The following is an 18,754-nucleotide window of genomic DNA, read 5'->3' on the forward strand; positions in this document are numbered from 1 at the left end:
GGCGCCGTGCATTTCACTCTACGAAGCTGACTTCCTTCGTCTCCGCGACTGCCGCCGTGCGCCCTGGCGCGGTCTGGAATCGCCAATACAGGTTCGTGTGCGCGATGACCTGCTCCGGCGCTGGCGCACCCCATTCGCTCTTGTCGAACGTCGTATGCCCATCGCTGACCAGCGTCACGTCGTATCCCCGCGCGAAGGCGCCATGGATCGTGGACCGGATGCAGGCATCGGTCTCCGCGCCGGTCACCACGAGGCGTCCGACTCCGGCCTCCGCGAGCACCCGCGCCAGCTCGGTATCCTCGAACGAGTCGCCGAACTCCTTGTGCACCAACGGCTCCGACTCCGCACGCACCAGCTCCGGCACGTACTCCCACAGCGCACTGCCCGGCACCAGTTCCGCACTGGAGTGCTGGATCCAGACGACCGGAACACCCTGCTCCCGCGCCCGCTCGACAAGTGCGCCGATATTCGCGACGACCGTATCCCGCTGATACGCCTCGCTCACGACACCGTTCTGCACGTCGATCACTATCAACGCGGTGTTCGGTCGATCCGACAGCGTGCTCATGAAGATCTCCTCCTACTGGTCCAGCGGCGCTTGCTCCCGCGATTACTCAACTACGAATCGACCGGCGGGACCAGCCCGCGACTAGGATCGGAAACGGGCCGCGAGAATCGAAAATTCTCGGTTCTGTCCGGGACACCAATCCGATCGAGTGAACCGACGATGAATACGCAGTTCGGCGCTGTACCGCCGGAAAACGGCCGGGACCGCGCGAAGGTGACACAGACTGTGCTGGCACAGACGGTCGCCGAGTTCGCGGGCGCGTGGGAGTCCGCGGCCGAACCGCCCGAGCTGGCCGCCCACCTCCCCACCGAGCGTGCACTGCGGCGATCGGCGTTGATCGAGTTGATCAAGGTAGATCTGCACCATCGCTCGGTACGCAGGCAGGGGGGTAAACGCCTCGACGAGTACCGGGCCGAATTCCCCGAACTCGACATCGCGCCACTGCCGCCAGATTTGATCTACGAGGAGATCACCGCGCGCCGCGAACTCGACCGAGATCTCGATCTCACCGAGTACGAGCAGCGATATACCCAGCAGATGGCGCGGATCGCCGACCGGCTCGATGCCGATCACTTCCGGACCACGCTGCTCGCCGATCCGGCCGCGCAGGCCACCCTCGACACCATCAATCCCGGCGCGACCGTTGACGATTTCGACATGTTGATCCTGCTCGGCCAGGGCGCGTTCGGGCGGGTCTTCCTGGCACGACAGCGCTCGATGCAGCGGCTGGTGGCGGTCAAGATCTCCCACGACCGCGGCAGCGAAGGACAGACGCTGGCCCAGCTCGATCACGAACACATCGTGCGCGTCTTCGACCAACGCCGCATCGCCGACCAGCACCTGAAATTGATGTACATGCAGTACGTACCGGGCGGCACCCTGCTCGGCGTGCTGCGACTGCTACGCCGCACCGGAGTCGAAGGCAAGACCGGCCGACTACTGCTCGACGCCGTCGACGAGGCCGCGGCCAGCGGTGGGGTGCTCGAACCGCAACCATCGGAGACCCGTGCCGAGCTCGCACGGCTGAGCTGGCCGGAAGCCGTTGCATGGCTGGGCAGTCGGCTCGCGTCGGCATTGGACTACGCCAACCACGCAGGTGTGCTGCATCGCGATATCAAACCCGCCAATGTGTTGCTCACCGTCGATGGACAACCCAAACTCGCCGACTTCAATATCAGCTTCAGCCGCCACATCCCGGGCGCGAGCCCGGCCGCCTACTTCGGCGGATCACTGTCCTATATGTCCCCCGAACAACTCGAGGCCTGCCATCCGGCCATGACCACCACCGCCGCGGACCTCGACACCCGCAGCGATCTCTACGCGCTCGCCGTCGTGCTGTGGGAACTGCTCACCGGGCGACTCCCCTTCGCCGACGAACGCACTGCGGGCGAATCGGATACCTCACTCGAGCGGATGATCGAACTACGCCGCCGACCGATCGGCGATCGGTTCACCGCCGATATCCCACCGGACTGCCCGGCGGTTCTGCAGCATGCCCTGCTCACCTGCCTATCCCCCGATCCGGCCCATCGATTCGCCACCGGTGCCGAACTCGCCAACCAACTCGACCTCACCCTCGACCGCGCCGCCCGCGACCTCGTCGACCCGCCATCACACAGCATCCGCGCAAAACTGCGGATGCGGCCGATGCCGGTGGTCACGCTGTCCAGCCTGCTCGGGCAGGTCCTCGGCGTGCTCTACCTTTGGGCGCACGACACACGGCTCCTCAACGTCGAATTCACCCCCGACGCCAGCGCCCGACTCCTGCACCTCGCAATCCTCGTCGGCGCGATCGGCTACCCCATCGGCATTGTCGTGCTGTTGTATTGGTGCCGACTGGTGTTCATCGTGCCCGCCGGACTGCGGCGCGGCAAACACTTCGACGAACAGACCCTCGCACACGCGCGCGCCGACACTCTGGCCTGTGGCGACCGCATCGCGGTGGTCGCGTTCACTGGTTGGGCGTTGTCGCTGGTGATTTTCTTACCCTACTTGGCCTACACGTCGGACCTCACAACGCGATTCACGATGAACCTCATCGCATCCCATATTGTCGCTGCAGCGGTCTCGGTCGTGTACTCCTACTTCCCGGTCACATTCTTCATGCTGCGCTGGTACTACCCTGGTTTGCTCGGCACCGGCCAGACCTCCCCCGACGACGCGGTCCGGTTGCGACGGCTGGCTCGACGCAGCCGGATATACCTCGGCATCGCCGCATCGGTACCACTGATCGGTGTCGCGGGCGGCCTGATCTACCTCGATGCGGCGCAGCAGCAAACGGTGGTCGGCCCGACCGTCATCCTCTGTGTCGTCACCCTTTTCGCCTTCGTCGGTGCGCTGCGCATCTTCTACGCACTCGAATCGGATCTGCACGCCCTCGATCGGATCGTCGATCCACGATCCCGGCGACCCGAATAATGCAAAGGTTTCACCAAGGACCTCAGTAGATTTCGTGACTACCCTCGAAGCTGTTCGGAATGCCACGGGCTTCGGGGGCGCCATGAAAGAGCAGCGGACGCAGATCTATGGATCGGTGGTGGAGTTCGTCGAAAACTACCTATCCCAGGTCTACCGACGCAAGGTGGCCGATAACGGCCTGGCCTGGTGCCCCGAATGGTGGCGGCACACCGAGGCCGTCGCGCGCCTGGAAGCGCTCTGGCGATCCTGGGAGCGCTACCGGCTCAATGATGGATTGGGTATGTCGCTATGGTTCCTCGACCATGCCGATAGCCACATGAACGTGCTGCTCGACCCCAACGGACCATTCGCCGGATGTTCCATGCACAACGGGCACACAGACCGTATCTGGCCGCTATCGGTGAAATCACCTCCCCCCGATACCTTTTCACCCACCGGTTAGTCGCGTTTATTTGAAACGGCCTGCGGTCAACTAACGTTCATGCAGTGCTAGGACATTCACATGCGACCAGCGGCGCTTTCGCCTGGTCGGTGGCAGCGGCGACGTTGCCCATCTCGGCGTTGGTGTATCCGGTATTGCCCAGCGGGGGCGCGCATCTCGGCGCCGTCGAGGTATTGCTCGGTACTTTCCTTACGGCCGGGGCTGCTCTGCTGCCCGACGCGGACCATCCGAACGGCACGATCGCGCACGTGCTCGGTCCGATCTCCTATCACCTGTGCCGCTTGATCTCCTGGATCTCCGGCGGGCATCGGCACGCCACACACTCGTTCGCCTTCGTCATCGCCATCACCTACGGGACCTGGGCGGGCGAGCATTGGATCGGACGGTATTTCACCCTCGGATTGGTCTTCTTCCTGCTCGCCCTCGCGGTGCGCGCACTGCATCTGTGCCCCTCCGGCGAGGGCATCGAGGCCTGGGGCACGGTCATTATCCTGGCCGCGGCGGGGACGTTCGCGATGGACCATTGGATCACCGACAAACCGGCATGGCTGCCGTTCTCCGTCGGGCTCGGCGCGCTCGCCCACCTCGCCGGTGATTGCCTCACCGATAAGGGGTGCCGACTCTTCTGGCCGTTCTCCCTGCGCACCCGCGTGCCGGTCATCGATCGGACCGGGAACAAGGTCGAAACCTGGATCGTATCACCGTTCTTCACATTGGCCACCCTTGCCGTGCTGTGGCACGTCTTCACTGTGAATCCCTAGCGGTTCGGTCGTCGGAGACCGGCGGTGATCGGTCTCCGACGGGGTCCGCTGCAGCCTGTGCCTGCCCAGCGGCCCCGGCGTCTTTGCTGGTTTTGTTGATTGTTCGGTGCGATGTGTAGTGGAGTAGACAGTTTCATAGATTGATTCGCATATCCCGATAGTCACATGAATCATTTCATGACCGGATCTGGATGATCTCTTCCTAGCCAGATGACCAGCCGCCAAGAGGTCTGCTGCATCGAGGTCTTCGCGGGGCGGATATTCATCACTCCGAACATTTGCATCCCGTCCCTCGACTGCGGCATCGCACCTTCCTGGAAGGCACCTCCCCTCCCCTGGCCGTGGGGGCACCGGCCGCGCCGCACTTTTCGGCGGCCACCGCATGACCTCTTCTCCTCTATGCAGTGTCCGGCGAAGCCGGACATCATTGGTCCTTGTTTAGGCTACATGCGTAGATGCGCATATCTACGTATGGACATGTCTTTCAGATGACCGGGTTCCAACCGGTTGGCCGCGGTGCCGGGATACGCTGAGCCATGGTCGCCGGATCGACAATGCAGCCACAGCGCTGGACGCCACCCATTGCCCCACCCCGTGCTCACGAAACACAGAGCGCCACACCACTTCCCCCGGTCACCCGACTGGAACTCCCCGGCACGGCACCCGAGGATGTGATCCGCACCGCCGAGGGCCGGGTTATCGCGGGAGTCGATGACGGTTCGATCTACAGCATCGACCCCGCGGACGGTGCGGTAACCCTGCTGGCGAAAACCGGCGGCCGACCGCTCGGCATGCATGCCGACGCCGATGGGTCGATTCTGATCTGCGATTTCGATCGCGGACTGCTGCGCCTGGACAAAGCGGGCGCACTCGATGTGCTCGTGGACGAGGTCGACGGCGAACCACTCCCCTTCGCCAGCAATGTGGTTCGCGCCGACGACGGCACGATCTACTTCTCCGCGTCCTCGCGGCGCTTTCCCCTGCATCAGTGGCGCGGCGATCTGCTGGAGCATTCCGGCACCGGCCGCCTGTTCCGCCTCGATCCATCGGGCAAGCTCGAAACCCTCATCGACGGACTGCAATTCGCCAACGGCGTAGTCCTGTCCCCCGACGGTTCCTGCGTCCTCGTCGCCGAAACCGCGGCCTACCGCGTGACCCGCTATTGGCTCAGCGGCCCCAAGGCAGGCACCCACGACCTGCTGATCGAGAACCTGCCGGGCTTCCCGGACAATATGGCACTGGGCAGCGACGGCCTGGTGTGGATCACCCTGCCCTCGCCACGAAACCCGTTACTGGACCGCCTACTCCCGCTGCCCGGCATCCTGCGCCGCATCGTCTGGGCACTGCCGGACTGGTTACAACCGACGCCGCCGCGGACCGTCTGGGTGCTGGCGGTCGACTTCGACGGAAAGATCGTGCACGACCTGCAGACCGAGGGCACCGACTACGCGATGGTCACCGGCGTCGTCGAATACAACGGCACCCTGTACCTCGGCAGCCTCACCGAAACCGCCGTCGCCGTGAGCCAGGTGCCGTCATAGCTGCAGCGAGCGCCGTTCGTCCACACGTGTGCGACCACCAAGAGACATGTGGCACCGCGCCGTGAATTCGGCGACTGACATCTGGGATGCGAATGCGGTGGAGATTTGCCGACACGCAGATTTCAGTGAACGGTTGTACACTGAAAATATGAGTGAGGCCGGGCGGCAGCGACAGGCGGAGATTCGGGCACTCGCGCGGTTGGCGGGCGATGAGATCGGTGGGGCGGTCGGCGGGATCGCGGAGGTACATCGTGCCGTCTCCGATCGGGTGTTCGCAGCGGTGCAGTTGGGAGTCGGGCCTGCGGCGCAGCCGGTCAAGGTGGTGCACGATGCGATTACCGATGGGGTGTATCGCCTGGTCGGTGGCACCGCGGTCGCAGTGGCGGCGCTGGCGGAACGGACCGTGGATGTGCCCGGCGCCCCGGTGCCGTCGCGCACGGTGTACGGGTCCGGATTCCTTGCTGCTCTGCAGGGGTTGATCGGTGACAGTCTCGAGGATGAGCGGCCGATTTTGGCCGGGCCGATGACGTTTCGGGTGTATGGCGAGCCGGTCGCGCCGGGTTGGGTCGGCGACGTGGTGTCGAACCCACGCCCGCGGATCGCGGTCTTTCTGCACGGCCTGGTGGAGACCGAGCACGCGTGGCGGCTCGGCGGGCGCCCCAGCTATGCCGAGCGGCTCGAAGGCGACCTCGACTGCACGACGCTGATGGTGCGATACAACAGTGGGCTGCACATCTCCGAGAACGCCCGTCTGTTGAATGCGATGCTGCGGCGTCTGGTCGAGCACTGGCCGGTCGAGGTCGAGCAGATCGCGCTCGTCGGCCATTCCATGGGCGGGCTGATCGCACGGGGCGCGTGTCATGACGCCGATCAAGCCGACCTGCCGTGGGTGCGCAGGGTCCGGCAGATCGTCTGTCTCGGGTCACCGCATCTGGGCGCGCCGCTCGAACAGCTCGTTCATTACGCGTCGGCCGCTTTGGTGCGGGTGCCGGAGACCCGGCCGTTCGGGCGGCTGCTGCGGCGCCGCAGCGCCGGCATCCGCGACCTGCGCCAGGGTTCGCTCGTCGACGAGGACTGGCACGGCCTGGACGCGGACGCCTTGCGCCGCAGAGCGATTCGCGAGGTACCGCTGCTGGACTGCGCCGACCACTACTTCGTTACCGCCAGCGTCACGCGCAGCCCCCGTCACCCGCTCGGCCGCGTCATCGGCGACGGCCTCGTCCTTCCGGCCAGCGGCTCCGGCCGAAACCGTGCCCGCCGCATCGGTTTCGACGACGCCAACGGTCTGCACATTCCCGGAGCCAACCACTTCACGCTGCTCAACCACGACGGCGTCTATGCGGCGCTGGTTCGTTGGCTCGCTGACGATGTGCGCCAAGTGTCGGTGCGCTGTGGTTGAACCGCAGAGTCCAGCGTCACGATCCTCGCCGCGGAACTGATCCACCTGCCAGCATGAACTCCGCTGAGAGCGTGCACTTTCGACCGAATCCGGCACCCTCTGCCAACTATCGGCGACACAGTGCACGCTCTCGGCGCCGTCTCGGCTCGACCGCGACTGCACTGTCGCACACCGAGATGCGGCAAGTGGCCGCGGCATGCTCTCACCGCCGACAAAGTCGGCCCGATCGCGTTGATGTACGTGAGCTGTCGATGAAAGAACCCTGCGACACCCACGGAGCGGTCGGGCGGTGCGGCAGACCAGTACGCGCGCCGAGCGCAGCGCCCACTCCCCGCTATTCCGCAGACAAGAGTGGGCGCTCCGACCGAGCAGGAACCACCGCGGCACCGCCGCCTGCTGCGGCGGACCCGATCAGAACAGTTGGTCGGAATGGGTTTCGGCTTCACCTCGCACATCCGCTGCGAATTGGGCTTCGATCTCCGCGTCCGTGCCCTCGGTGTGGGCCGCGTACAGCAGCAGACAGCCGCGGATACCGTCGAGGAGGTCTTCCAGGAGGTCGAGCGCCGGGCGGGTGGGATCGAGGCGGCTGATGCGGAATTCGTCGAGGAGGGCGGCGCGGGTGGCGCTGTCGAGGTCGAATTTGCGGGCCTGCTCTTCGATTTCGGCGACGCGGGCCACGACGGCCCACGGCGCTGGCACATGCCCCTCCGAGACGGCCATGGCCTCGGCGATGAGATCGACGACGACCTCGGTCGGGCTCTCCCCGGTGGTGAGGCGTTCCAGCACCAACGTCGGGGTCTCGACTTGCAGTGCTTCGATATCGTCGGCCTCGACGACCACATCGGCGGTCGCCACTCCCGCGAGTTCGCCCGCTACTTCAGCGGCGGCGTAGAGCCAATGCGCGGCCGCGACGGAGGCCGAAGCGGGATCGAGTTCGGTGAACAGTTCGACGGTGCCGAGCGGATCGGCGCACAACAGTTCGTCGGCGGCCTGCACCTGGGCGGGTGAGACATCCGGGCGCGACAGCTCGACCGCTTGGCGGGCGCGGCCGGAAAGATCACCCAGTTCGGCGGATTCGATGGCAGCCTGTTCGGTGCGAACCTCGGCGGCGATGGTGTCGCGCAGTGCGGAATCGTCGATGGCGTGCAGGGTGCGGCCCACACGGTGCGCGGATTCGACCACGCCGCTGTAGGAGACGACCAGACCCTGGTCGGTCGGCAGGTTCGGGGTGCGGATGCCGGCTTCGACCTCCTTGAAGTTGCGGCGCTCCTCCGCGCGTCGCCAGGCCTCGCTATTGGGGATGTCGGGATCGCCTGCGGCACTTGCCGGATGAGTGTAGGTGCGCCACTGGAAGCGCGACAGGGTGGTCAGATTCGACGCCAAACTCGTTGCCTGGTCGGGTGTTGTCGGTGGCAGCTCGGCCACCGTTGTCGCGAGATCGCCACGTCCGGTCGCCCAGATGGCGACCAAGGCGTTGCGGTCGGCGTCGAATGCGTATCGGGTCACGCACGCCAGTCTTGCCGATCGGCCGCCATTGTGCGCGCGATCGATTGCTTCGATATCCGGTCGTCGGCGTTTCGGGTGTCCGATGTCGGCGCTCCCGCGCCCCTGCGCGACCACGCTGCGCTACTCCCCCGCCCCGTCGCTCGCGGCCGGACACCACGTTGGACGGCTGTGGATACCTGCGAGGATGGACGGTATGACTCTCGATCACGGTGATCCGGGCGACGCGCCTTCGATTCCACAGCCGACCACGCCGGTGGTGAATTCCGCCCGGCCCTCAACGGCCGAAGAGGCCAGAACCGTTGCGGCGGCGACGAATACCGCGACATTGGCGAGTTTGAGTGCGGACGGCGGGCCATGGGCGTCGTTCATCACATATGGGCTGATGGCGGGGCAGCCGGTGCTGTGCGTCTCGCAGATGGCCGAGCACGGGCGCAATCTCGCGGCCGATCCGCGGGCCAGTCTGTCGGTGGTGTCGCCCGAGATGCCCGCCGATCCGTTGGCCGGAACGCGGATCACGCTGGCCGGAGTGGTGGAGCGTCCGGTCGGTGACGAGGCGATCGCGGCGCGCGAGGCGCATCTGGCGGCGGTGCCCGCGGCGAAGTACTACGTGGATTACAGCGATTTCTCGCTGTGGGTGTTGCGGGTGCGGCGGATTCGCTGGGTCGGCGGCTATGGGCGGATGGATTCGGCGAGTGCCGAGCAGTATCTCGCGGCCGCGCCGGATCCGGTGATTCCGGTGGCAGGGCGGGCGATTGCGCATCTCAATAACGATCACGCCGACGCGCTGTTGTCGATGGCGCAGGTGTTGGGCGGGTATCCGGACGCGACCGAGGCGATGTGCGAACGCGCCGATCGGTATGGGCTGGACCTGCGGGTCGTGACGCCGCGCGGCGTGGCGCGGACACGGGTGGGCTATGTGACGAGGATCGATTCCGCGGACGAATTACGCTCGGCGACAGTCGAATTGACGCGGCGATCGCGCGAGGAGTGATGGCGCGACCCGGTCGAGCTCGAGCGGCAGGTCGTCGGAGTCGAAGAAGGCCGTAAGGCTGCCTGTGGTCGCGTTGACGCGCAGCTCTTCGGTTCGCAAGCCCTGTGCGGCCAGGTTGGTCAGGGTCGCGGCGGCGTCTCGCACGGCGAAGGCAAGATGGCGCAGTCCGGCGGCCTCGGGCCAGCTGCGACGGGCGGGTGGGGCCAGGAACGAGAACAGTCCGATGCGGCTCCCGCCGGGCAGGGCCGGATGGAGTTTGTACGAGCTCCGTTCGGCCCGGTGACTGCGATGGGCGGCTGACCTGACGTAGGTTCGACGGCTCGAGCCCGGTTTCGGCGGCTCGGTGCCAGCTTGCCGCATCCGAACCTCGCCGCCCGCTTGTGTGTTGGCGAATTGGTCAACACGAGGCACCTGGATCGGGCGCGGTCGGCATCTGGAGAGGCTGTTGCGCGTCGGACGTGCGCTGCTCGCCGAACTATCGCATTACATCTGTGGCACGGCGACTCGTCAACGAGCCGGTGCACACCCACCTGAGACGTCACCGGTGCCGGACCGCTCGAGCTCGTAGGTGCCTCGACGTTCACATGCGCAGTTCGCTTCGGCGATCCGACTCGAAGCAGAGCGCAACTCAGACTTCACACTTGCTCGCGTCCAGTTGATTCTTTCGCACCATTGGTCGTGCAGGCTTCTCCAGTCTTCGGCGGCGGTGTGGATCCACCGCTTTTCCAGCTCCGCCGCAGCCAAAGCCGGTTTCTCTCGCTCGACTTCGTTCTCCGCATGTGCGGCGCGGTCGACCAGTTCGGTCCAGCGATGGAAATCCTGATGTAGTGCGTTTTCGACCGTTTTGTGCATTGCCAACTCCTTTGGTGATAGTGGTTATCTTGTTCTCTGAATCTGTGCTCTGCGGCCGCGGCGCCTTGCCCGTGGTGCCCAGAGCGACATTCGCGATGCGAGCGACGCTGGTGGGATGAGGGCCGGCGATCCGACATTGTGGATCGGTTTCTTGATCGGGGAGGAACGGGTTCGGGTTCCGGCAGCGTGGCCGGACAGCGCGGACCTTGGGGCCAAGAGCCGCTGGGGCTCGCCGATGCAACACTCTGGTGTTATGGGGACGCTCAGCTCTGCGGCGACGTCATGCAATCGCGCGGCCATCGTGACGGACCGCGGTGTCGCAGGGGTCTCAACGTCCTCGTTGCGGTGACGGACGGAAGACTGCAGATCGCGAGTTGGTTGTGGAATTTCCGCTTGCTGACCTCGCGGGCAGTTTGCCGGACGTGTGGTCGCTTTCGACCGAGCATCCGCAGGGCTACCGATCTTCCGGCTGTCCACTTTCGTTTCAGTTTGGTCACAGTTTACGCACGATCAGTTAACGGTGCATAGAGGAAAAGCAGAAATTTCCTAGGAAATCGCAGGTGCGCCACTATTTCGCCACCCATGCAGGGAGTTTGCGGCCCGCGCATGGCGCTGTGAAGTGCGAGCCGGACTCGAAGTGACCTCTGCAGCACAGTGTAGGCGCGACAACCGCCAGCGACATGGCGGCTCGCGGCGCGGGTCGGCCGCAGTGGAACCAGATGATTGATTCCAGGGGTCAGTGGTCGTAGCCGGCGCGGGACCGGTGGATCGGTGCGCCGATCTTGTCGTTGTGCCAGCTGGCCGCGGTCATGGCGAGGATGGGTTGCGACACGTCGAGCATTGCCGATGGCAACGGCGATCGGCCAAGCGTAGGAAACGTACGCTTGGCCGACCGTGGGGTTTCGGCGGCTTGAAAGGTGAAATCAATTGCACCAGTGCGGAATCGGTGCGCGCTACTGCACGGTGAACTTCTTTGCCTGTCCGGAGACCACGGTGCCGTTACGGTCGACGAGCGCTACCCGCACCTGCGCCTCGGAACCCGCGGTCAGCGGTGGCTGGCTGGGGTCCACCGTCAGGGGGACGGTGGCGCTCTGTGGGGAACCGTTGCAGTCGACGGAGTTCTGGGCGCCCTGGGCGGCGGGACGGTCGGCGTTGGGGTCGCCCATCATCGCCTGGATGCTCGCCACCCCGGCGGAGTCGTCGCAGGTGTAGTCGATTTGGACCATGTTCGATCCGGCACTGGTGATGTCGAGGGTCGCAGCGGCGAGCGCGGGAGCGGCAGCCGCCACCGAGGCCGCGGCCATCGCGGCGAAGACAGCCGCGATGCGGGCAGGGCGCGGAGAGTTCGGGGTAGTCATCATGGGGCTTCGTTCCTCCTGTGTTGGCGGACATAGATCGCGGAACACAACGGGAAGAGACGCGGTGCGCATTGCACCGCCAGCATCCATGGTCCAGCCCATTGCCCGCTGCCGTGGGGGAACCGCTCGAATCGGCGCCTGCGGCGGCGGGCACCTGGGTGAGCTTCGTCGCCGGCGCTGCGGCGCAATCCTCGGCGCCGAGGATTGCGATGCGGCGGGCGCTGGCGGCGACCTGGACAACGTCGCGGTCGAGTTTGCACCTCGGCGGCGTCATCGACCGTCTCGGCGGCACCTGGAATCATCTCGGCGGCTACGACAGCGCGTCCGTCCCCGGCCCGGACGGATATCTCTCGGAATGCCCCGAATGGAGCCTCGCCGATCCGGGGCCGGCATCATCGACTGATGCAGCTATCGGTCGGAGCCGACCGATTCAGCCGATTTCACCCGTCACGCAATGGTCTTCAAATGCACCGGCAGGCACAGCGGTCCGGACGTCATTATCTGGGGCGGGTACGGGAGCTGTTCGGGATCGCAGGCCAGGCTCAATTGGGGGAATCGGCCGAAGAGTGTGGCTAATGCGATCCGGATCTCCAACCGGGCCAGCGGCGCGCCGAGACAGATATGCGGCCCGCGGCCGAAGGCCAGCTGATCGCGGTGATCGTGGTCGATATCGAAGGTATCGGCATCGGGATAGTGCTCCGGATCCCGGCCGACTCCGCCGTACCACGTGATGAGCGCACCCGCGGGAATATCGACTCCGGCGATCGTGACGTCCTGCAGCGGATAGCGGAGATTGACGGTGAACACCGACGAGCGGTACCGCAGGACCTCCTCCACGACATCGCCCCACCGGTCCTCGCTCTGGGCTTTGGTGAGCTGTGCGGGGTGGGTACACAGCGTGATGATCGCGTTGCCGAGCAGGTGCACGGTTGTCTCGTGCCCGGCCGCGATCGCCAACCACAGCATGCTCACCATTTCGTCGCTGGTCAGGCCACTGCCGTCGGGCTCGAGCAGCGCCGTGGTGAGATCGTCGCCGGGCGTGCGCCGTTTGCGCTCGATCAACTCCGCGAGGTACGCGGTCATCGCCTGCATCGCTGCCTGCATCTGCTCGGCGGTGCTGGTATGCGATACGAGCGTGGTGGTCCAGTCCCGGATCAGTTCTTGTTCGTCGTCGGGTATCCCGAACAGCTCGCAGATCACCCGCACGGGGAGCGGGGTGTTGAATGCGGAGACGAGATCGACCGAGCCGTTGTCGAGCGGGAAGGCGTCGATGAGTTCGGTGGTGATTCGCTGGATGCGAGGTTCGAGCGCGGCCACTCGGGCGGGTGTGAATGCCTTACTGATCGTCTTGCGCAGCCGTCGGTGATCCTCGCCGTCCTTGTTGAGCATGTGGTCCATATCGGTGAGGGTGCGCATCGGCCAATCGGCCGCGATGGTGCCATCGTGCAGTGCTGGACAGTTCCCGGCATTCTTGCTGAAGAGCGTTCCGTCACCGGCGAGCAGCTCACTGGCAGCGCGATGACTGACCGCCGCCCAGACCGCAACACCTCCAGGAAATTCGATGGGAACGATCGGACCGTGCTGGCGGATGCGTTCATAGGTCTGCAGGACCGTCTCGCCGGGGGTGGGCAGCTGGATGACAGATTCCGTCATGTCGGCTCCAATGGTGTGATCGACAGGTGGCACGACAGATCGTGTGAGTGCGTGCCGGGTCAGTCTCGATCGCGGACGGATGGGTGGCCCGACGAATCGGGATCTTGTGCCTGGTAAACGAATTCCGAGGCGCAAGAACATAACTCGATATCGGACCGTCGAATGTGTCGAGGAATGCGTCGGCGAGGCGGCCCAACGCCGCCGCCTCGCCGACCATGGGCTCGGATGGTTACGACGGTGTGAGTGCCTTCATCAGCGCAGCCGCAGTTGCCTGGTCGATGCACGTCGGCTTACCACCGTTGGCGGAGTGGAATACACCGCCTTTGGTGTTTCCGGTGAAGTAGCACAGCGGGAACCCCGGTTGGCCTTCGATGAAGGTCAGCGGCGGAGCGAGACCGTCGAGGGTCTCCTCGCGCAATGCGCGCAGTCCCTTGATCGCATCCGCGCTCGTCGAAGACGGGGAGAGGTTGGCCGCTGTGGCCGCCGCCAGGAACAGCTGCCCACCTGCCCACGGCCACAACAGCGGCGCGCTGAAGTCCCCGCTGCCCCGAAGGCCCGGTATGTACTTGTCGAGGGCGTCGCCGAAGTCCTTGATGGCCGGAATCGAGTCATCGGTGTACAGCGCGTTCGAGCCCGCGAAGATGCTGCCCTCGAAGTTCGGGTCCGTGGCCCACGCTCTCTGCAGGCTCACGCCGGTAGGAGCCTGAATCGGTTTGTAACCCTGCTGCGCACACGATGCCGCGATGCGCGAAATCGCCTCGACCGAGACGCCAGGGAATACCGCGTCGACACCCTTGTTCTTGAACGCCAGACAGGGAGCGATGTAGTTCGGTGCGGCAATCGCGACTTTCTCCGCTGAGAATCCCAGACCGGCCTGTTCGGCCATCGGCTTCAGCATCTGCGGAAGCTGCTCGCAGACCGGGATTTCGGCACAGTAATAGACGCCGAGGGTCTTCGCGCCCGCTTGTTCGGCCTGGGCCACCTCACCCAGCATCAGCACCGGCAGCGTGGTTCCGGAAGCGAAGAAGTTCGGATCGGTGATGAACGGGGCGTCGACCGGCTGTCCACCGATGACCGGAATGCCCTTGCTGTCGACGTAGTTCTGCCAACTCGAACTGACCAGACTGGTCTGGCCGACGATTGCGACCACCTTGTCCTGTTCGACCAGCTTCTTCGCAACGGCCAGCGCAGTTGTCGGATTCTGCTCGTCGTCGTATGCCACGAGCTTGACCGGGTGCCCATTGATTCCGCCGCGATCGTTGACCCACGACGTCCAGGCCTGCAGCACATCGGCGGCGTGTCCCACCGACGCCGCTGCCGGGCCGGTGCAGCTGCAGATCGACCCGATGAGGATCGGATCACCCTTCAGCCCGCCGTCGGAAACCTTAACCGGGCCAACGGATTCGGGCCCGCCGCTCGTCGAGTCGGCGGAACACGACGTGAGCGCGAGCGCCGCCGCCAGCACCGGCGCGGCCCACCACAGCAACCTTGTTTTCTTCATTACTCCACTCCTGTACGGATACCGAGCATTCGATTCGCTACGCCCATCGCCCGGCCGCGGTTCCGGGTGGGTGTCCTGCCGGCAACGCCGGCAAGTCTGTATGGCTGCCGTCGATGCCGAGATAGTTCTGCAGCACGGCATCTCGGTCGATATCTGTGGCGGGCCCGGCGAACGCGACGGTGCCGCGGCTGAGCAACACCACGTGATCGGCCATCGCCATGGCGTGGTCGACGTACTGCTCGACCAGCACAATCGCCGCGCCGGTGGTACGCAATTCGCCGAGCGCCGTGAAGATCTCGTCCACGACCAGCGGAGCCAGGCCCATGGACACCTCGTCGAGCAGGACAACCGATGGATCGGCCAGCCAGGCGCGCCCCAGTGCCAGCATCTGCTGCTGGCCACCGGACAGCGAGCCGGCCCGTTGATCGAGCTTCGCCCGCAGCGTGGGGAAGATATCGAGCACGTCGTCGGCGCTACCTCGGCGCCAGGGCGGCGTCAGCAGGCGCAGGTTCTCCCGAACCGTCAAGTCCGCAAAGACACCTCGGCCCTCGGGGATCAGGCACAGGCCCGCGCGGGCGCGGCGCACTGGGCGAGCGCGGGTGAGATCGGCCCCGCCTATCGACACCGTCCCCGATCGCGCCTGAAGTAGTCCGGAGGCCACCCGCAGCAGCGTCGACTTTCCGGCGCCGTTCGGCCCGAGCAGCGCCACGACCGACCGAGGTGCGACCGCGAGGTCGACGTCGTGCAGCACGATCGTGGTGCCGTATCCCGCGGTGATCGAGCGCAATTCGAGCGCGGAGTCGGTGTCGGTCATGCGACGGGCTCCGTCATCCGGTGTTCGTCGGTGATCGGCTCGCCCAGGTAGGCGTGCTGCACCACCTCCGAAGCGCGGACCTGTGCGGGCGAGCCACGGAATATCAAGCGACCGAAGTCGAGTACGAAGATCTCCGCGCAGATCTCGAGCACCAGCGACATATCGTGCTCTACCAGAACGATTCCGACGCCACGTGCGGCGACGACCTGCCGCAGAATCTGCCCGAAGCGCACTGTTTCGGAGCGATCCAGCCCCGCACTGGGCTCGTCGAGCAACAGGATCCGGTACGGCCCGGCCAGACATCTGGCGAGCTCGACCAGTCTTCGTTGCCCGGTGGACAGTGCGCCGACGCGAGAATCCGCGATGGATTCGATGCCGCACAACGCCATAGCGGAGGCCGTCGCGGTGCGCACCCGCCGGGCCTGTCCGCGCCCCGAGACCAGTTGGGCCAGCGGATTTGCCCCGGCGAGTGGACCTTCGGCACCCATCGCGACGTTTTCGGCGACAGTAAGGGAGTCGAACAGTTCCGTCTGCTGAAAGGTTCGCCCGATGCCCAGCCGCGCCCGGCGCGCGGTCGAGGCTCGGTTGATCACCAGGTCCTGCAGTCGCACTTCGCCAGCGTGGGCCTGGACGAGACCGGAGCAGGCGTCGAACGTGGTGGTCTTGCCCGCCCCGTTGGGGCCGATGAGTCCGGTGATCCGCCCGGTGCGCGCGTCGAAGGAGAGGCCGTCGACTGCCACTACGCCGCCGAAGCGAACCGAAAGATCGTGGACGTCCAGCACTGTCGCGGGCTGTTCGGTGGTGGGTTCCGCCGCGACGACCGCCGAGGACCGGCTGCGGCGAAACGCGTTGTCCAGCCAGGATCGAATCGGGCCGGGAACCTCGACGCGGCTCGCGGTGGCGGCACGCAGCACCACCAGGATGCCGAACAGGAACTGGAGCCACAGCGACATGCCGGCGACTTGGATATAGGACGGCACGAGGATGAGCGCCACCGCGGCCAGCAGCGGATACCACGGCTCCCGGCCCACCACGATGACAATGACCGCGAAATAGGTGACCGATAGCAGCGGCTGGTAGTTGGCCGCCGAGGCGGTGGTCTGGGCCATTGCGGCGAGTGCGCCACCCGATGCGGCTAGAAATGCCGAAACGCAGAAGACGAGAACGCGGGTGACTTCGATGGTGACACCGTTGGTCCGCAGCGCGGTCGGCGATTCGGCCAGCCCGCGGAGCAATCGTCCGAGCCTGCTCTTGTCCAACGCCACCACGATGAGCGTGCTCACCGTGGCCAGCACCAGCACCAGACGGTAGAACGACGGGTCGGAGTCGAGTCCGAATACGCTGGGGCGCGGCATTTTCAGGCCCAGACCACTGGTGCCGAACATATAGGGCTCGCTGTAGAACATCATCTGAACTACGACGCCGAATCCGAAGGTCGCCAACGCCAGATACAGGCCGCTGAGGCGAATGGCCGGAATCGACAACACCGCACCGATCGGTACGACCACCAGTCCGCAGCCGATGAGCGCGAGCGGCCACGGCCATTGCCGATCGACAGCAAGGTGCGAGAACGTGCAGGCTCCGATCGCGGTGAAAGCCATATGGCACAGCGAGACTTGACCGGACGTGCGGACCAACAGACCGAGCGACAGAAAGACGAGCGTCATCGCCAGCGCCACAGTCCAATCCGTCAGGTGGATGCCCGCGAACAACGGAACCAGCGCGAGTACCACCAACACCACGACCCCACCCGCGGATTGCAACGCCGGTGGAGCAGTCCAACCGGATCGGATCCGCCGGACCGCCCGGTTCCGGTCCACCAGGTAGCGACGCGGCATGATCAGCAACACGAGGAACAACGCCAAAAACGGCAATGCGGCGGGAACTCCCGCGGCCGGCCCGGTGGTGAAGTAGTGCGTCGCCGACGCGGCGAGTACACCGATGAGCAGTCCACCGCCGAAACTCCAAGGCAGACTGGTGAATCGGCCGATGGCCGCCGCTCCGAACGCCTGGACGACCAGCAATGTCAACTGCATGGGATCGAGCGGAATCAATGGCGCGAACAGCACCCCGGACAGCGATGCCAAACCAGTGCCGACACACCAGGCCGATCGTCGGGTGCGCACCGAACTCGTCCCGGCCAGATCCAGCAATGCCGCATTCCCGACGACCGCACGCATCGCGATGCCACCTCTGGTGAACCGCAGCGCGGCCGATAACGCGGCGGTCGCGAATACCGCGACGCCGAACGTTGCTACATCCGACCACTGCACCTGCACGCCGAAGGCGGCGAATCCGCCCTGGGGCAGGAAGATCGGAACGATGCGCGTCGTCCTCTGCCCGTAGTACAGAGTCGCCCCCGCCTGGACAACCAGCAGAATGCCGACCGTCGCGGCGATCCGCAGTTCCAAGGTCGCCCGGTCGACGACGCGGGCCAGCAATTCCAGTGCCAAGCCCATGGCCGGACCGATCCCGAGAACACAAATCGCCAGGGCGAGCTGCCATATGAGGCCATCGATGACGTGCAACGTGTAGAACGCGTACGCCGACACAGTGGCCATGGCGCCGTGGGCGAAGTTGAACACTCCCGACGTCTTATAGGTGAGCACCAAACCCGTTGCGGCCAGCCCATAAACCGAGCCGGATACAATTCCGGCGATCACGAACGGCAAGAGATCGGCCACGATGTACTCCAATTCTCGCTGATCGCCGACCGGCCGCGACCATGCGGAAGTGCCGGCGCGGACTTGCCTGACCTGGTCGGCTGGTGATCGACGGCTGGGGCGAGCTGTGCCAGGTCAGTGTCGACGGCTGGCGCACACCTTGCCACACGAACCCACAGCTCCTGCCTCGCAACAGAATTCGACGGCACAAAAACAAAGCCGGGCAGCGATGTAGATGATGGGAGCAGCCGGTGCGATACGAGTCCCCACTATCGAGAAGACCTGGA

Annotated in this window: 14 protein-coding genes and 1 pseudogene; 6 read left to right on the plus strand and 9 right to left on the minus strand. The window is 65.4% G+C overall.

Annotated features, from left to right (window positions below; all coding sequences use genetic code 11):
* Positions 1-13: 13 nt before the first annotated feature.
* Positions 14-568 carry a cysteine hydrolase family protein gene (locus ACQP1G_RS25075; RefSeq protein ID WP_433192026.1) on the minus strand — a complete coding sequence of 185 codons (555 nt, stop codon included), beginning with the start codon at positions 566-568 and terminating at the stop codon, positions 14-16.
* Positions 569-727: 159 nt separating this feature from the next.
* Between ACQP1G_RS25075 and ACQP1G_RS25080 the strand changes: the two genes are divergently transcribed.
* From ACQP1G_RS25080 to ACQP1G_RS25100, 5 genes are all read left to right on the plus strand, one after another.
* Positions 728-2,986 carry a serine/threonine-protein kinase gene (locus ACQP1G_RS25080; RefSeq protein ID WP_433192027.1) on the plus strand — a complete coding sequence of 753 codons (2,259 nt, stop codon included), beginning with the start codon at positions 728-730 and terminating at the stop codon, positions 2,984-2,986.
* Between the two features lie 34 nt (positions 2,987-3,020).
* Complete coding sequence (locus ACQP1G_RS25085; protein ID WP_433192028.1) at positions 3,021-3,428, plus strand: DUF4913 domain-containing protein; 408 nt, start codon at positions 3,021-3,023, stop codon at positions 3,426-3,428.
* 44 nt (positions 3,429-3,472) lie between these two features.
* The gene (locus tag ACQP1G_RS25090) at positions 3,473-4,189 is read left to right on the plus strand and encodes a metal-dependent hydrolase (protein ID WP_433192029.1); all 717 of its coding nucleotides are present in this window, start codon (positions 3,473-3,475) and stop codon (positions 4,187-4,189) included.
* 554 nt (positions 4,190-4,743) lie between these two features.
* Positions 4,744-5,730, plus strand: coding sequence for an SMP-30/gluconolactonase/LRE family protein (locus ACQP1G_RS25095; RefSeq protein ID WP_433192030.1), 987 nt, complete (start codon positions 4,744-4,746; stop codon positions 5,728-5,730).
* A gap of 148 nt (positions 5,731-5,878) precedes the next feature.
* The gene (locus ACQP1G_RS25100) at positions 5,879-7,129 is read left to right on the plus strand and encodes a lipase family alpha/beta hydrolase (RefSeq protein WP_433192031.1); all 1,251 of its coding nucleotides are present in this window, start codon (positions 5,879-5,881) and stop codon (positions 7,127-7,129) included.
* Between the two features lie 411 nt (positions 7,130-7,540).
* On the opposite strand, the gene ACQP1G_RS25105 is transcribed toward ACQP1G_RS25100, so the two are convergent.
* Positions 7,541-8,635, minus strand: a complete 1,095-nt coding sequence (locus ACQP1G_RS25105) for a hypothetical protein (protein ID WP_433192032.1) — start codon at positions 8,633-8,635, stop codon at positions 7,541-7,543.
* Between the two features lie 193 nt (positions 8,636-8,828).
* On the opposite strand from ACQP1G_RS25105, the gene ACQP1G_RS25110 reads away from it, so the two are divergent.
* Positions 8,829-9,626, plus strand: a complete 798-nt coding sequence (locus tag ACQP1G_RS25110; RefSeq protein WP_433192033.1) for a HugZ family protein — start codon at positions 8,829-8,831, stop codon at positions 9,624-9,626.
* On the opposite strand, the gene ACQP1G_RS25115 is transcribed toward ACQP1G_RS25110, so the two are convergent.
* From ACQP1G_RS25115 to ACQP1G_RS25145, 7 genes and pseudogenes are all read right to left on the minus strand, one after another.
* On the minus strand, positions 9,579-9,986 hold the full coding sequence (locus ACQP1G_RS25115; RefSeq protein ID WP_433192034.1) for a VOC family protein: 408 nt from the start codon (positions 9,984-9,986) through the stop codon (positions 9,579-9,581). The genes ACQP1G_RS25110 and ACQP1G_RS25115 overlap by 48 nt on opposite strands.
* A gap of 1,228 nt (positions 9,987-11,214) precedes the next feature.
* Positions 11,215-11,310 (minus strand): annotated as a pseudogene (locus ACQP1G_RS25120) (IS982 family transposase); the annotation flags it as partial.
* Between the two features lie 121 nt (positions 11,311-11,431).
* Positions 11,432-11,839 (minus strand): hypothetical protein, encoded by a 408-nt coding sequence (locus tag ACQP1G_RS25125; RefSeq protein ID WP_433192035.1) that lies wholly within the window; start codon positions 11,837-11,839, stop codon positions 11,432-11,434.
* A 444-nt stretch (positions 11,840-12,283) separates the two neighbouring features.
* Positions 12,284-13,489, minus strand: coding sequence for a cytochrome P450 family protein (locus tag ACQP1G_RS25130; protein WP_433192036.1), 1,206 nt, complete (start codon positions 13,487-13,489; stop codon positions 12,284-12,286).
* Positions 13,490-13,718: 229 nt separating this feature from the next.
* Entirely contained in the window at positions 13,719-14,990 is a 1,272-nt protein-coding gene (locus ACQP1G_RS25135) for an ABC transporter substrate-binding protein (protein ID WP_433192037.1), read from the minus strand.
* Between the two features lie 37 nt (positions 14,991-15,027).
* Positions 15,028-15,804, minus strand: coding sequence for an ABC transporter ATP-binding protein (locus ACQP1G_RS25140; protein ID WP_433192038.1), 777 nt, complete (start codon positions 15,802-15,804; stop codon positions 15,028-15,030).
* A complete protein-coding gene (locus ACQP1G_RS25145) occupies positions 15,801-18,488 on the minus strand; it encodes an ABC transporter permease subunit (protein ID WP_433192039.1) in 2,688 nt (895 codons plus the stop codon). Before ACQP1G_RS25145 ends, ACQP1G_RS25140 begins: the two co-directional genes overlap by 4 nt.
* Between the last annotated feature and the right edge of the window lie 266 nt (positions 18,489-18,754).

It is taken from the genome of Nocardia sp. CA-107356 (assembly GCF_050946365.1).
In the GTDB taxonomy this organism is placed as follows: Bacteria; Actinomycetota; Actinomycetes; order Mycobacteriales; family Mycobacteriaceae; genus Nocardia.